Source organism: Clostridium sp. Marseille-Q2269 (assembly GCF_943736985.1).
GTDB lineage: Bacteria > Bacillota > Clostridia > Clostridiales > Clostridiaceae > Clostridium_F.
This window is the reverse complement of record NZ_CALSFS010000001.1, coordinates 411,395-426,399: the sequence shown is the minus strand read 5'-3', so window position 1 is coordinate 426,399 and position 15,005 is coordinate 411,395. Positions and strand designations below refer to the sequence as shown.

At 27.0% G+C, this 15,005-nt stretch carries 13 protein-coding genes; 11 read left to right on the top strand and 2 right to left on the bottom strand.

The genetic code is table 11. The annotated features are described in order from the left end of the window. Positions 1-52 precede the first annotated feature (52 nt). Positions 53-991 carry a DMT family transporter gene (locus NGI68_RS01850; RefSeq protein WP_251859780.1) on the bottom strand — a complete coding sequence of 313 codons (939 nt, stop codon included), beginning with the start codon at positions 989-991 and terminating at the stop codon, positions 53-55. 338 nt (positions 992-1,329) lie between these two features. On the opposite strand from NGI68_RS01850, the gene NGI68_RS01845 reads away from it, so the two are divergent. The 5 genes from NGI68_RS01845 to lipA all read left to right on the top strand — a co-directional run bounded on the left by NGI68_RS01845 (position 1,330) and on the right by lipA (position 6,173). After that, complete coding sequence (locus NGI68_RS01845; protein WP_251859779.1) at positions 1,330-2,244, top strand: ABC transporter substrate-binding protein; 915 nt, start codon at positions 1,330-1,332, stop codon at positions 2,242-2,244. A 21-nt stretch (positions 2,245-2,265) separates the two neighbouring features. Further along, positions 2,266-3,264: a FecCD family ABC transporter permease gene (locus tag NGI68_RS01840; RefSeq protein ID WP_251859778.1), complete on the top strand. Its 999-nt coding sequence runs from the start codon at positions 2,266-2,268 to the stop codon at positions 3,262-3,264. 2 nt (positions 3,265-3,266) lie between these two features. Next, positions 3,267-4,028: an ABC transporter ATP-binding protein gene (locus NGI68_RS01835; protein WP_251859777.1), complete on the top strand. Its 762-nt coding sequence runs from the start codon at positions 3,267-3,269 to the stop codon at positions 4,026-4,028. Positions 4,029-4,299: 271 nt separating this feature from the next. Continuing rightward, positions 4,300-5,277 carry a lipoate--protein ligase gene (gene lplA, locus NGI68_RS01830; RefSeq protein ID WP_251859776.1) on the top strand — a complete coding sequence of 326 codons (978 nt, stop codon included), beginning with the start codon at positions 4,300-4,302 and terminating at the stop codon, positions 5,275-5,277. 47 nt (positions 5,278-5,324) lie between these two features. Then, positions 5,325-6,173, top strand: coding sequence for a lipoyl synthase (gene lipA / locus NGI68_RS01825; RefSeq protein WP_251859775.1), 849 nt, complete (start codon positions 5,325-5,327; stop codon positions 6,171-6,173). Between the two features lie 265 nt (positions 6,174-6,438). Here lipA and NGI68_RS01820 read toward each other — a convergent pair whose 3' ends face one another. Continuing rightward, positions 6,439-6,762 carry a hypothetical protein gene (locus NGI68_RS01820; protein ID WP_251859774.1) on the bottom strand — a complete coding sequence of 108 codons (324 nt, stop codon included), beginning with the start codon at positions 6,760-6,762 and terminating at the stop codon, positions 6,439-6,441. Between the two features lie 228 nt (positions 6,763-6,990). On the opposite strand from NGI68_RS01820, the gene NGI68_RS01815 reads away from it, so the two are divergent. The 6 genes from NGI68_RS01815 (at position 6,991) to NGI68_RS01790 (ending at position 14,954) form a co-directional block, all read left to right on the top strand. After that, the gene (locus tag NGI68_RS01815) at positions 6,991-7,290 is read left to right on the top strand and encodes a Dabb family protein (RefSeq protein WP_251859773.1); all 300 of its coding nucleotides are present in this window, start codon (positions 6,991-6,993) and stop codon (positions 7,288-7,290) included. Between the two features lie 425 nt (positions 7,291-7,715). Next, the gene (locus NGI68_RS01810; RefSeq protein WP_251859772.1) at positions 7,716-9,434 is read left to right on the top strand and encodes a methyl-accepting chemotaxis protein; all 1,719 of its coding nucleotides are present in this window, start codon (positions 7,716-7,718) and stop codon (positions 9,432-9,434) included. A gap of 188 nt (positions 9,435-9,622) precedes the next feature. Continuing rightward, the gene (locus NGI68_RS01805) at positions 9,623-11,326 is read left to right on the top strand and encodes a methyl-accepting chemotaxis protein (protein ID WP_286010074.1); all 1,704 of its coding nucleotides are present in this window, start codon (positions 9,623-9,625) and stop codon (positions 11,324-11,326) included. A 277-nt stretch (positions 11,327-11,603) separates the two neighbouring features. Then, positions 11,604-13,193, top strand: a complete 1,590-nt coding sequence (locus tag NGI68_RS01800) for an ABC transporter substrate-binding protein (protein WP_251859770.1) — start codon at positions 11,604-11,606, stop codon at positions 13,191-13,193. Next, positions 13,190-14,146, top strand: coding sequence for an ABC transporter permease (locus NGI68_RS01795; protein WP_251860185.1), 957 nt, complete (start codon positions 13,190-13,192; stop codon positions 14,144-14,146). The genes NGI68_RS01800 and NGI68_RS01795 overlap by 4 nt, the downstream gene beginning before the upstream one ends. A gap of 7 nt (positions 14,147-14,153) precedes the next feature. Next, a complete protein-coding gene (locus NGI68_RS01790; protein WP_251859769.1) occupies positions 14,154-14,954 on the top strand; it encodes an ABC transporter permease in 801 nt (266 codons plus the stop codon). The last annotated feature ends 51 nt before the right edge of the window (positions 14,955-15,005 follow it).

The window sequence follows — 15,005 nt, the reverse complement described above, 5'->3', positions numbered from 1 at the left end:
ACTTTATTTTTATAAATATCTATTGACCAAAAGTATTTTTCATTTAATATATTTAGAAGTTTTTATTTGGCTTTTTAAATAATTTTAATAAATCTGATTTTTTCAGTTCCAATAACATTATAGAAAAAAGTATTAATGTCATTCCCATCATTTGTACATAATTTAATCTTTGTTTAAATATTATAAATCCTAGAAAAGAAGAGATAATTAGTTCAAAAGAAGATATCATACTGGCTATACTAGCTTCTATATATTGTACAGATTTTACATAAGCAGTATTAGCAATAATTGTACTTACAACTCCCCAAAATATATTTTGAAATATAAAAAATAAGTTATTAGAATTTTTAAATATATGTATATTATTTTTCATGTCCATAAATGGAAATAAAAATATAGTTCCAAATAAAAAAGAATAAGTTAATAGAGAATTATAGTGATATTTTTTATTACTTATTTTAGCTAAAATTATTTGAAGTGCAAAGGTAAATCCAGATATAAGTCCCCAAAAGACACCTTTGGTGCTTAAGTTAATATCACCTAATTTATATAATTCGCACATCATAAAACAGCCTATTAATATAAATATAATAGCTAATGCTTTTTGTAATGTAAATTTTTCTTTAAACATAAAGTAAGATAGGATTACTACCCCAATTTGAGAAGTATATAAAAACATAGTACCAAGGGCTAAGGAGAGTGAATTTATAGCTATATTAAAAGCAATAAGACAACCTGCTATAACTACTATGCCATAAAATATAAAAAATAAAATACCTTTTTTATCTACTTTGAATAAATAAGGATCTTTTCTAAATGTATATATTAAATAAAATAGTGCTGGTAGACTTGTTCTAAAAAAGGAAATAGTATAATTATCAAAGCCTAAATCTGCTAGGTTTTTAGTAGGAACTCCTACATATCCCCAGAATATAGCTGCTGAAAGTACTAATATAAATCCAATTTTTTTATCATCTGTTTTTCTTAGCATTTTATCACCCCATAGTATAGTCAAATATTTATATTGTGTACTTATAATATCTAAAAGTTAAGTGGATATATAGATTAGATTTATTGAATTAACCCAAATTATTAGATTTAATAATTTTAGTTAATTCAATAATAGCAATATCATTATAGCATTTTATTTATGTTATTATAATATTTTGTGTATTAAAAATGAGAAACAGCTAAATTCCATTACTATTCTTGACGGTAAATTATTTCAATAATATAATATTGAAGTCTTGCTACATATAAATACAAAAAATAGATCTAATGCGTAGTTGAAAATTGACTAGTTAGTATGCAATAGAAAGGATGTAAATTATGAAAAATTTTAAAAGAAAAATATTATTAATTATGTGTATTATGTTAACTTTTGTACTAGTATCATGTAATTTAAAAAAGGATACAAATAAACAAACACAAAAGAATATAAAAATAACAGATTCTTACGGAAAAGAATTGATCTTTGAAAAGTCACCTAAAAGAATAGTTAGCCTTTCCCCTGGAGCAACAGAAACTATATATGCTTTAAAAAAAGAAAGTGTATTAGTTGGGAGATCAGACTATGATGATTACCCAAAGGATGTTAGTAAAATAAAATCAGTTGGTGGAGTAAAAGATCCAAGCATAGAGAAAATAACAGAATTAAAACCAGATTTAGTTATAGGTGGAGCTCATTTTTCAAAGGATAATATAAAAAAGCTTGAAGATTTAGGAATAAAAGTAGCTGTACTTTATGGTGAGGATGATTTAGATGGAGCTTATAAAAACATAATGGGTATTTCTGCTATATTAGGAGTTACTGAAAAAGGGCAAGATATAGTTAATTCTATGAAAAAGAAAGTTGATAATATTGAGAAAAGAGTTAAATCATTAAATAAACCTAAAGTTTATTATGTGGTGGATTTTGGAAAATCAGATTTTACTGCTGGAGGAGATACTTTTATAGGCAAAATGATTGTAAAAGCTGGTGGATATAATATTGCAAAAGATACAAAGGGATGGAATTATTCTTTTGAAAAAATAGTAGAAAACAAACCGGAAATGATAATATTGTCTGATAAATTTAATACTAAAAAGAATTTCTTATCTATTAATAAATATAAGGAACTCTCTGTAGCAAAGAATAATAAAATATATGAAATTGATGATAATATGCTATTAAGACAAGGGCCAAGACAGGCAGATGGACTGGAAGCATTAGCTAAAATAATTCATCCTGAAGCATTTAAATAATTAATAACAAGGGGACATCAAATGAAAAAAAAGAGTGTATTCATTGCTTTAATATTAATAACTATAGTAGCTTCTATAATTTCCATTACTATTGGAGCTGCAAATATTACTTTTATTAAGGTATTAGAAGCTATATTTAACAGGTTTACAAATAATATAAACGATGATATCATTGGAAAAATAATATGGAACATAAGAATGCCTCGAATAATACTGGCAGCCTTAGTTGGAATGGGATTATCTGTTACAGGAACAGTTTTTCAAGGGATATTTAAGAACCCTATGGCAGACCCATATGTTCTTGGAATATCATCAGGAGCGGCATTAGGAGCAACTATTTCTATAGTTTATAAATTAGAGTCAAAGGGTGTGTTAATAACAACTATATTTGCATTTATAGGTGCTATGATAACCATTCTTATAGTTTACAATGTAGCTAGAGTGGGAAATAAAGTCCCAACCAATACATTATTATTATCAGGAATAGCTTTAAATTTTTTTATGTCCTCTTTAATTTCCATGTCAATGATACTCCATAGAGAATCTATAGATAGTATTATTTATTGGACAATGGGAAGTTTAGGAAATGCTTCTTATAAACAAATTTGTTTTTTAGCACCAATAATTATAGTAATAACTTTTATATTTTATTATAATCATAGATCCTTAAATATAATGGCAACAGGAGAGGAAAGTGCATATATATTAGGAGTGGAGGGTGAAAATTTTAAAAAGAAGATCATATTCTTAAGTTCTATAATGGTAGCAACTATAGTATCTGTTAGTGGAATAATAGGATTTGTAGGATTAATTATTCCCCATATGGCAAGGCTTATAGTGGGAGCTAATAATAGAGAAGTAATACCATTTTCAATTATTTTAGGAGCTTTATTTTTAATAGTATGCGATGCCCTAGCAAGAGGCATGATGCCTCCTACAGAACTGCCAGTGGGTGCTGTTACTAGTCTTTTTGGAGCACCTTACTTCATATATTTGCTTTGGAAAAAGAAAAGAGGATAAAAATGAATTTTTTAAATTTTAAAAATGTCTCTTATAAAAAAGGAAATAATGAAATATTAAAAGAATTAAATATAGAATTTGAAAAAGGGCAGTTTTATGTAATTGTAGGACCTAATGGCAGCGGGAAAACTACTTTATTAAAAACTATAATAAAAAATATAACACCTTCAATTGGAAATATAGAATTAGAGGAAGAGAATTTAAAAAATATAAAGGCAAACCAATTAGCTAGTAAAATTAGCTATGTTCCACAAGATATATCCATAGAACTTGAGTTTACTTGCTATGATTTAGTTATGATGGGAAGAAGTCATAAGCTTAAAGCTTTTCAATGGGAAAGCAAAGAAGATAAGAATATAGTTTTAAATGTAATGGATAAGATGGAAGTATTACATCTTAAAGATAAACCTATAACACAAATAAGCGGAGGAGAACGGCAAAGGCTTATATTGGCTAGGGCAATTGCTCAAGATACCAATTTAATATTATTAGATGAACCCATTTCCAATTTAGATATAAAACATCAAATATTAGTTATGGAATATTTAAAAAAATTAAGACAACAAGGAAAAACTATTATTACTGTATTACATGATTTGAATTTTGCCTTAAATTATGCTGATTATGGAATTATTCTTAGTAAGGGCAGTATATTTTCTAAAGGCAAAATAGAGGATGTAATAACACCTAAAACAATAAAACAAGTTTATGGTGTAGAAAGTGAAATCATTAAGAAAAATAATAAATCTTTTATAATTTATTAAGCTATTGTTATATTTTTTTCTGTAATAAAAATTGTGATTTAAATTTCAACATAAAGAGACTGTCTCATTAAAGAATTCAACCACAATATATTGTTTTACAAGTTTAAAGTTAACAAATATATTGTAGGATTTATTCTTAGTGCCACAGCCTCTTTTAATTTTTATATATTAAAATAAAAAACTAGAAAAAAGAGAAAACTAGTATGATATTTGTTATAATTAACTTTGTATGAAATATATGTATTTTTTTAAAATTATTAGGAGGTTAATTATGATATTTATTAATCATAACAATACTAATCCTTATTTTAATCATGCTGCAGAGCAATATGTATTAGAAAATATTAACCATGAATGCTTTATGGTATGGAGAAACGAGCCCTGCATATTAGTAGGTAGAAATCAAAATATTATGGCAGAAGTAAATTGGGATTATGTAAAAGAAAAAGGTATGAAAATAGTGAGAAGACTTACAGGTGGTGGAACTGTTTTTAATGACTTAGGTAATATAAATTTTACATTTATAAGAAAAGCTTCAGAGAATGTGGAGGAAAACTTTAGAAAGTTTACAAAGCCCATAATAGGAGCACTAAATTCTTTAGGAGTGAAAGTTGAGTTTTCAGGTAAAAATGATTTAATTATAGAAGGAAAAAAGATTTCAGGTAATGCCCAATATTATTATAAAGATAAGGTTTTACATCATGGAACATTGCTTTTTTCAACTTCTATGGGGGAACTATTTAAAGCCCTTACAGTAAACCCATTGAAGTTTAAGGATAAAGCTGTTAAATCTGTGGAAGCTAGAGTAATTAATATAAATGAATATTTAAATAATATGGATGTTATAGAATTCAAAAATTATATGGTAAATTATGTGATGAAGTACTTTAATGAAACAAAATTATATGAGTTTTCACAAAATGAATTGGCACAAATAGATGAAATAGTAAAAAAAAGATTTTCAACTTGGCAGTGGAATTTAGGGAACTCACCTAAATACAGTTATTCAAAAGAAGGAAGATGTGGTGAAAATACTATTCAAATTAATTTAAATGTTGAAAATGGTTATATAAAGGAAATGAAGTTTTATGGAGATTTCTTTTTTAAAAAAGATATAAAAAAACTGGAATATAAATTTAAAGAAATAAAACATGAAGAAACACATGTAAAACAAGTAATAGATACTATTAATATTAATCAATATATAGATGGTGTAAAAAATGAAGAAATCTTAGAACTCATGTTTTAGGATGCATTTATAGAGTTAAAAAAATAATTGATTTTGGGGTGGAAAGTATGTATAAAAGAAAACCGGAATGGTTAAAAGTAAAGCTTGAATTTAGTGACAGCACAAAGAAAATTAATGCAATTAAAAGATCATTAGAATTAAATACAGTTTGTGATGAAGGTAATTGTCCTAATAGATTAGAGTGTTATAATAAAGGAACTGCAACTTTTATGATATTAGGTAGTGTGTGTACAAGAAATTGTAAATTTTGCAATGTAAAAACAGGTAGCCCGCAGTGTATAGATAAAGAAGAACCACTACATGTAGCACAAGCTGTAAAGGAATTAGGATTAAAGCATGCAGTTATAACTTCTGTTACCAGAGATGATTTGGAAGATGGGGGTGCAAGTCAATTTGCAGAAGTAATAAGACAAATTAGAAATTTGACACCAAATACAACCATTGAGGTACTTATTCCAGATTTAAAAGGTAATTGGGATGCATTAAAGGTTATTTTAGATGAGAAACCAGAAATATTGAATCATAATATAGAGACCATAAACGGATTGTATAAAAAAGTAAGACCGCAAGCTATATACACTCGTTCTTTAAAACTTTTAAGGAAAGTAAAAGAAATAGATAAAAGTATACTTAGTAAATCAGGATTTATGGTAGGTCTTGGAGAAAAAGAAGAAGAAGTTGTAAGGTTGCTAAAAGATTTAAGAGAATATCAGTGTGATATAGTCACTATAGGTCAATATCTGCAACCTTCTAAAGAACATGTTGAACTTGTAGAATATGTACACCCACATATATTTGATAAATATAAAAAGATAGGACTTGACATGGGATTTAAATATATTGCTTCATCACCATTAGTCAGAAGTTCTTACAATGCAGCAGAAGCTTTAAAATAAAACCAATTTTTCTCATAAGAAAAATTTATAATTCACAATTGAAAAGATTAAGGAGTACTTTAATTTTGGTAGTGATTCATGTTGAGAATAAAAATTCTCAACATGAATCACAACTTATTTTCATTATTGAAAATATTAAATTATATAAAATAGCTATGTTAATAAGAAAATGTAGGTAGACTTGCATAAGAATAAACTTATCTACATCTTTTGTGTGATTAATTTATGAATCTTAAATAATACTATTAAGAGTAATTAAGTGGATTTATAAAGGTGACATTTCGTTAGAAACCCGTTCTATTAAATTTATAAAATCTTCCTCTGTTTTAACATTTAAATATATATTTAATAAAGATTTAGTAGACATGCTATTATAACCTTTCCAGCCATTTCCCAAAATCTCAGTTAATTGATGTATAAAATAATCTTTGCTTTTATCTATATCTTTAAGCATTTTATCAGCTTTATCATTTACTAGTTCTATTTTTATATGATTTTTAAGTGTTTCAGAGTAATTTTTCATATAAATTTGTGCTTCCTTTGGATATGCTGAAAAGTTTTCAGATAAAATATCTTCTATTTTTATCAATGATAAAACCTCATTTCTGTTTTATATATTAACTTTTAATATAATAGGTTATATTATTTTAAACTATATATGATTATTAATTATATAATTACATATATCAGTAATCAATGCAATAATCTATAAGGTTTTAATTAATAATTATATAATTTGATGCTATAATAAAATTAATTAATAAATTATAACAATATTAATAAATTTTAAAATATAGTTAGAAAAGAGGGGTTACATATGGTTAAGCATATTGTTATGTGGAGATTTAAAGAGGAGTTTGAAGGGAAAAACAAGAAAGAAAATTGTTTAAAAGTAAAGGAATTAATTGAATCTTTAAAGGAAAAGATAGATGGGATAATATCATTAGAAGTTGGTATTAATTTTGAAAAATCAGATCAAGCATTTGATATAGTTTTAAATTCTGTATTTGAATCAAATGAAGCTTTACAGGCATATCAGATACATCCTGAACATGTTAAGGTTGCAGATTTTATAAAAAAAATTGTGAAAGAAAGATCAGTGGTGGATTATAAATAGCCTAGAGTTAATAATGAAGAATCGGATTATAAAATTTTTCCGATTCTCTATTTATGTGTAATATACAACACTATGAATTAATATCATCCCCTTTTATTACCTTCAAAATAACAATAGAATTAGTAGGGAAAATGAGATATAGTACAGTTAAAATGAAATGATGTGTATGAATTATTTCATTGAGTTTTATTAAAAATAAACGATTTAATAAGTAATAGTAGCTATAGAAAGAACATTTAGTATAAAATAAGTTAAATGTTTTTTTTATGAATTTATTGAAATTTGCATATAAATATGATAATATTTTCATATGATATATGGGATAATTATTATTTGTTAATAATTAATATATCAAATACATAATAATGTATGGAATAATTTATTGATTTGTCAATAAATTAGCAGTTATTTTAGGAGGATTGTTTATGGAAAATCTAAAAGTAAAAAATAAAATACTTTTTATGAGTTCAATTATGTTAATCTTTACAATAATTGTAGGAGTAACAGGGTATTATTTTAATTCTAAATCTGATAAAGCTATTAAAAGATTATATGAAGAGAATCTCATTAGTGTAAAAGTATTAAACGATAGTAGAGCTCAAGCAAGAGCTACAGAAGCAGATATTGCTAGAATAGTTCTTTTGTCTAAGGATGGAGTAGCTCAAGAAAAACTGAAGGAGGATATTGGTGCTAGAATAGAAAAATTTGATAAAGATATTGAAGAATTTAAAAGAATAGGTGTTAGTAGTGAAAAAGAAAAAGAACTTCTAAATTATATGGAGAAGAATTTAAATGAATTTAGAAAAGGAAGAGAAGAGGTATTTAAATTAGCTAAAGAAGGAAAGACGGAACTGGCAGCTATAAAATTTAGAGATCTAAATGAGATAAATGAAAATTATCAAAAAACTCTTATAGAATTATCAGATTTTAATGTTAAAGAGGCAGAGCAGTTTAAAATTGAAAATGATAAATCTAATGATTTTTCAAATAAATTTATAACAATAGTTTTAATTTTAAGTATTGTTATAGCTATACTTACAACTACTATAATAGCTAGATCAATAGTTACACCATTAAATGAATCAGTGGAATATTTAAATAAATTATCTACAGGAGATTTTACAGAAAAAGTTTCTCTTAAACTTTTAAAACGTAAAGATGAAATTGGACAATTAACTAATTCTGTTAATAAAATGTATGAATCTATAAGAAACATAATTAATAATGTTGTAAATGAAATGAATAATTCAACTAGCGTGGTGGGCAACATATATGACAATATAAATAATTTGGATAGAAGAATACGAGAAAGTTCAATAGCTACAGAAGAGTTATCAGCTAGTATGGAGGAAACAGGAGCCTCATCAGAGGAAATGAGTGCAACTTCAGAGGAACTAGAAAAAGCTGTGGAAAATATAGCTTTAAAGGCAGAAGAAGGCGCTAACAGCGCAGGTGAAATATTAGCTAAGGTGGAAAAGTTAAAGGCTAATGCTATAGAGTCTGAAAAAAATGCCAATAAAGTTAAGAATAATATATATGATGCTACTAAGGATGCTATAGAGAAATCTAAAACTATAGAAGAAATAAATATATTATCTGATGCTATACTTCAAATAACTTCTCAAACAAATTTATTAGCATTAAATGCAGCTATTGAAGCAGCAAGAGCAGGAGAATCAGGTAGAGGATTTGCAGTTGTAGCTGAAGAAATAAGAAAGTTAGCAGAACAATCAAGTGAGACTGTGGTGAGAATACAAGAAACTACGAAAGAAGTGCTAGGGGCTGTTGAAAATCTTAAAGAAAGTTCAAGTAATGCATTAAGTTTTATAGATAGTTATATATCTGAATCTCATAAAAGTAAAGTGGAAGTATTTAAATCATATAGTAATAATGCTACTTATTACAATGATATATCTAATGATTTAAGTGCTACATCAGAAGAATTATTAGCATCTATAAAAAATATAGTAGAAGTAATTGGGAATGTAGCGGCTGCTGCCAATGAAGGAGCTAAAGATACTAGTAATATAGCTGGAAATAATGATAAGATAGTTTTAGCTAGTAAAGACATAGTCAAGTATACGGATTTATTAAAAAATAGTTCTAAAGAATTAATGAATTCTGTTGCACAATTTAAAATTTAAATGATTATAAAAAATTGTAAAATTTATTTTTACAATTTTTTAATTCCAATTATATAGATTAAAATAAGTACAAGTAAATAGTTAGCAACAAATTGAGCCCTTCTGTATAAGATAATAATATAATAGAATTTTATGACTCAGAATTTAATTTCTTAAGAAAAAGAGGGGAAAAATATGGACAACCAAAGATAAAGTATAAAATGATGATGATAACTATTATTTTTATAGTGTTTGTTTCTTTTTCTGGATTTACAGGAGCATACTTTAATAGAAAAGCTAATACAAACATTAAAAACCTTTATAAAAATAATTTAGTTACTTCAGACTTATTAAATGATAGTAGAACCCAATCAAGAGTTATAGAATTAGATACAGCTAAAATAGTACTAGAGAGTAGGGATGCTAGGATTATAGAACAACTAAAAAAAGAAATATATGAAGTAGAAAATATATTTAATAAGAATATTAAAATGTATAAATCTATGGAACTAGATCCAAAAGAAAAAGAATTGATAAGTTCTATTGAAAAAAAGATATTAGATCTTAGACAGGATAGAAATGATGTAATAAAACTAGCTCAAGAAGGAAAACAGCAAGAGGCAATTAAAAAATTAAACAATATAACACCAGCTATTAATGACTATCAAAAAAACATTTTAGAATTGATACAGCATAACAAAAATCAAGCTTCTCAGTTTATGGAACAAAATGGTGTATTTATGAAGAAAACTATGATAATTATAATCTTTATAATCATATTTAGTATTGTTGTAGGTATAGTTTTAGTAGCATTGATATCAAGAAAATTACAAGCAGACTTAGAAGAATTAACGGAGTATTTGAATAAACTATCTGAAGGAGATTTTACAGAGGCCGTTCCAGAGGAACTTTTAGATAGAAAAGATGAAATAGGGCAAATATCTAATGGATTAGATGATGTTTATAAAACATTTATGGAAGTGCAAAGCAACACATTTAAAGAAATGGACAACTCCATAAAAATTATAGAAAATATCACTAATAGTCTCAAAGATTTAAATTTTAAGATTCAAAATACGTTTGCTGCTACAGAACAATTATCAGCATCCATGGAGGAAACTGGTGCTTCTACAGAAGAAATGAATGCTACTTCAGAAGAAATAGGAGTAGAGATTGAGAGAATATCAACTGAAGCATCATCAATAGATAAAAATTCAGAAAAAATAGTAAGGAAATCTGAGAAATTAAAGGAAGATTCAATAAAATCTAGAGAAGAAGTAAGAGATATGAAAATAGATATAAATGAGAATATGAAAAAAGCTATAGAAAAATCTAGAGTTATAGAACAAATAGGAGTTTTATCAGAAACTATATTAGAAATAACATCACAAACTAATCTTTTAGCATTAAATGCAGCCATTGAGGCAGCTAGAGCAGGAGAAGCTGGAAAAGGATTTGCTGTGGTAGCAGATGAAATTAAAAAGTTAGCAGAAGAATCTAATAAAGCTACTATAGAAATTCAAGATGTAACTAAAATTGTTGTAGAAGCGGTTGAAAATTTAAAAATAAATTCTGAAGAGTTAATGAACTTTGTGGATGAATATTTAAAGAAGACTTATGATGAAATGGAAAATTTAAGTGACGAATATAAAAATGATTCAGATTATTATAGAGAATTTTGCAATACTTTAAGAAGTACCACTGAACAACTATCTAAATCTGTAAAAAACTTTGAAGAAGTCATAAATAACGTAACTAAGGCAACTAATGAAGGAGTTCAAGGTATAAACAATATAGCAGAAAACTCAGAAGAAGTAGCTAATTTTGCAGAAATAATGTTAAAGGATACTAAAAATTTAAATGAAAGTTCGGATAGACTAACCAAATTTGCAGAAAAATTTAAAATTAATTAAAGTATAGGGCTGTGGCACTAAGAATAAATCCTACAATATATTGTGTTATTTTAAACTGTAAAACAATATATTGTGATTAAATTCTTTAATGAGACAGCCCCATTTTCTCATGTTGAGAAAAAACCACTATATTATCAAAATGACACAGTGTTTCTTCTCAAAATGACACGAAAATTTAAATTTTAACAGAATTTCCTGCTTAGAACATTGGCATGTATTTTGCTAATTAATATGTATGTGCATAAAATATAATAATTTTAGGAGAGTGGAGGGCAACATGAAAACAAAAAAAATAATTAAAAAAGTTACCACTATATTGTTGCTTGCCTTATTTACATTGCCAATAGTATTTACTGGTTGTTCTACTAAGGATAATCAATGGGTAAAGAATAATGAAAAAGGTAAGACAGTGGTATATGGGGCTGAATTTGAAGATGAAAAATTAAACCCTATATTAGGACCAGCCTATGCAAATGATTTAATATTTAGAGGCCTCATGAGATTTGACAAGGATAATAAGCCACAATGTGATATTGCAGAATCTTATAATAAATCTAAAGATGGACTAACTTATGATTTTAATATTAAAAAAGGTGTTAAATTCCATGATGGGAAAGAACTTAAGGCAGAAGATGTTGTATTTACAATAAAATCAATACAGGATCCAAAGACCAATACAGAAATGAAACCAGAATTTGAAGAAGTAAAAGATATAAAAGCTAGAGGAGATTATAAGGTTACGGTTACATTAGCTAAAGCATTTCCAGCCCTTTTAGATAAGCTTACAATTGGAATAGTACCTAAACATGTGTTACAAGGAAAAGATATAAATAATGCTGAGTTTAATCAAAAACCAATAGGAGCAGGCCCTTTTAAATTTGTAAAGTGGGAAAAAGGTAATAATATAACATTATCAAAATTCCAAGATTATTATGATAAAAATAAAACAGGGAATGTAGATAAATTTATATTTAAATTTATACCAGATTATAATGTGCGTGCTATGCAGCTTGAAACAGGAGAAATTGACCTAGCTTATGTAGAACCAAGTCAAGTTGATAAATTAAAAAAATTAGATAAGATAAAAATATATAATGAAAACACAGCAGATTATAGATGCTTTATGTTTAATATGAGAAAAGAATTGTGGAAAGATGTTAATATTCGTAAAGCTTTTAACTATGCAGTAGATAGAAAAGGTATGGTAGATGGCATAATAAAAGGTTTCGGAGTAGAGGCATATTCGCCACTTCAAAAGAATGAATTTAATAATCCTAATATAGAAAAATATACTTATGATTTAAATAAAGCTAATGAATTATTAGATAAAGCAGGTTGGAAAAAAGGAAAAGATGGAATAAGAGAAAAACATGGTAAAAAATTTGAATTTACTTTAACTGCTCCAAGTACTGATGAAGTTAGAGTAAAAATAGCTAATTATTTATCTTCTCAATTTAAGAAGATAGGAGTTACTGTTAAAGTTGCTGCATTGGATTGGAATGCTATAAAAATAGACCAATGTGAAGCTTTTGTATTAGGATGGGGAAGTCCTTATGATGCAGACGATCATACATATAAATTATTCCATTCAAGTCAAATAAAAAATGGTAACAATTTTGGCGGCTATTCTAATCCTAAAGTAGATAAATTATTGGAACAAGGAAGAACTACTGAAAATAAAGAAAAAAGAAAAGAAATATATGGTGAGATTCAAGAAGAATTGGCAAAAGATCCACCATATAATTTTGAGATTTATGTGAACGCTATATATGCTGTAAACAAGAAAATTACAGGAATAAAAGAAAAGATATTAGGTCATCACGGAGCTGGATTCATATGGAATGCAGAGGAGTGGAAGATCCAATGACCCTAAGATATATATTTAAAAGATTGGGACAAGGTATATTAATTATATTTTTCTTAAGTATAATATCATTTCTTATAATAAATGCTGCGCCGGGGGATCCGGCGGTAGCTATTTATGGAGGAAAAGCGGATAGACTAAACAACGTAGAAAGAAGTAGAATAATAAAAAATTATGGTTTGGACAGACCCCTAATAGAAAGATACATAAAATGGACTGGTGAAATGATAAAAGGTGATATGGGTATATCCTACATAGAAGGAAGACCAGTATCAGAAATATTAAAAGAAAAAGTTCCTAATACTATGGTGCTTTTTATAAATTCTATATTTTTAATAAGCTTAATTTCAATAATACTAGGACTAAAAGCAGGGTTTAATGAAGGCTCCATATGGGATAAGCTTCTTAGTGTTTTAAGTATAGTATTTTATTCTATTCCACCTTTTTGGTTAGCTCTTATTTTTATATTGGTATTTTCTGTATATGGAGGGTTGTTGCCATCTTCAGGAAATATGAGCGTAGATGGAGATGGTAGCTTTTTAGATGTAGCAAAACATGCTATACTACCCATATCTGTTATAGTAATTACTCATGTAGGAGCTTATTCAAGATTTATACAAGAAAAGGTTAAAGAGGAGAATAGAAGCTATTATGCTATGGTAGCTAGAGCAAATGGTTCTTTAGAAAATAATATAAGAAGAGGAATAACAAAAAATGCTTTGATACCATTTATAAATTATTTAGGAATAACTATTCCTACTTTTTTTAGTGGATCTGTAATGATAGAAACTGTATTCTCGTGGCCAGGCCTTGGAATGCTTACAGTAAAAGCTGCTAATTCAAGAGATTATCCTTTACTTATGGGAGCTATATTTATAACTGGAGTTTTAGTAGTCTTATGTATGATAGTAACAGATATAATAGAAATAATACTTAATCCACATCTTAGGAAGTAGGTGGAATATGAGAAAAAAATATTACATAGTATGGATTGCTATTTTTTTAATAATAATATTAAGTTCTGTTTTTGCTCCTTTATTAACTAAATTTAATCCTTATGAAGTAGAACTTACAAAAACACTTATTAAACCTAATGTAATACATATAATGGGTACAGATAATATGGGAAGAGACGTTTTTTCTAGAATACTATATGGGGGGAGAGTTTCTTTAAGTGTGGCGTTGATATCTGTAGTTATATCAACTACTATAGGAACTTTATATGGGAGTGTAAGTGGATATATGGGCGGTGTAGTAGATAATATTATGATGAGAATATTAGATACATTTTTAGCCATTCCTGTATTAGTAATAATGCTTGCGTTTCAATCTATTATAAGGGGGGGAATAACAAGCATGATTATAATAATGGGTGTTACGGGATGGCTTCAAACTGCAAGAATAGTCAGATCTCAAGTAATGAGTATAAAAAATAAAAATTATATTAAAGCAGCTAGAGTATTAGGAACTCCCATTTATAAAATTATGATAAATCACCTGCTGAGAAATAGTTTGCCTGCTATATTAGTCATATTTGTTTTAAACTGTTCGCAGGCTGTTTTTACTGAGGTTGCTATGAGCTTTCTAGGTATAGGAGTACCACAAGGTATGCCGTCTTGGGGAAGTATGCTAAACTCTGCTCAAAATGATATATTATCAGGAGCTTGGTGGATAGCGTTTTATCCAGGAATATTTACTATAATATCAATGCTTAGTATAAATTTCATAGGAGAAAGTATAAAGGAAAAATTAGCTAGTTATTAATATGAATTTTTGTATAACTATTAAATTAATGGTAAAACTCTAAGGTTATTA